Annotated in this window: 1 protein-coding gene; it reads right to left on the bottom strand. The window is 50.9% G+C overall.

The features are described from left to right. On the bottom strand, window positions 1-494 hold a 494-nt coding region (locus R7Z49_RS23295), incomplete at its 3' end, for an MFS transporter (RefSeq protein ID WP_318112106.1). Between the last annotated feature and the right edge of the window lies 1 nt (window position 495).

Below are 495 nucleotides of genomic sequence, written 5' to 3'. Positions count from 1 at the left end.
CCCCAAACTAAGGCCCCAACAGCAAGTGCCGCCATCCCTAAGATGATAAAAGCAGCTCGCCATGATAAGAGCTGAGTGATCAGTGCGCCGATAGCAGGGCTGGTTATCATTCCTAATGTCAATCCAGCTTGCACCATCACAATCTGCCGCATCGAGCGCCCACCTTTTGCATCACCAGCCAACGCAAATGCGATTGGCAGCATTCCTGCGCTAGCAATGCCCGTAACAACACGAGTGGCTAAAGCCCATTCAAACTGGCTAACCAAGCCAGTCAGAATCGAGGAGATGCCAAAAACGAAACAAGCAGGCAGCATAAGGCGAAGACGCCCTACTCGATCCGACCAACGCCCTAAATAAGGCGCACAAAACGCAATCGCTAGACTATACGCCGTAATAAAGAGTGTCACCTGGCTCGGTGGAACACCAAGATCACCTCCGATAGGTTCTAAAATTGAGCCAAGCAGCAATTCGTCAGCACCTACCAGAAATGCAATA

The sequence above is a fragment of the Vibrio sp. 1562 genome (genome assembly GCF_033340155.1).
In the GTDB taxonomy this organism is placed as follows: Bacteria; Pseudomonadota; Gammaproteobacteria; order Enterobacterales; family Vibrionaceae; genus Vibrio; species Vibrio alginolyticus.
The sequence above is the reverse complement of the archived record's forward strand: the minus strand, read 5'-3'. Positions and strand labels throughout refer to the sequence as shown.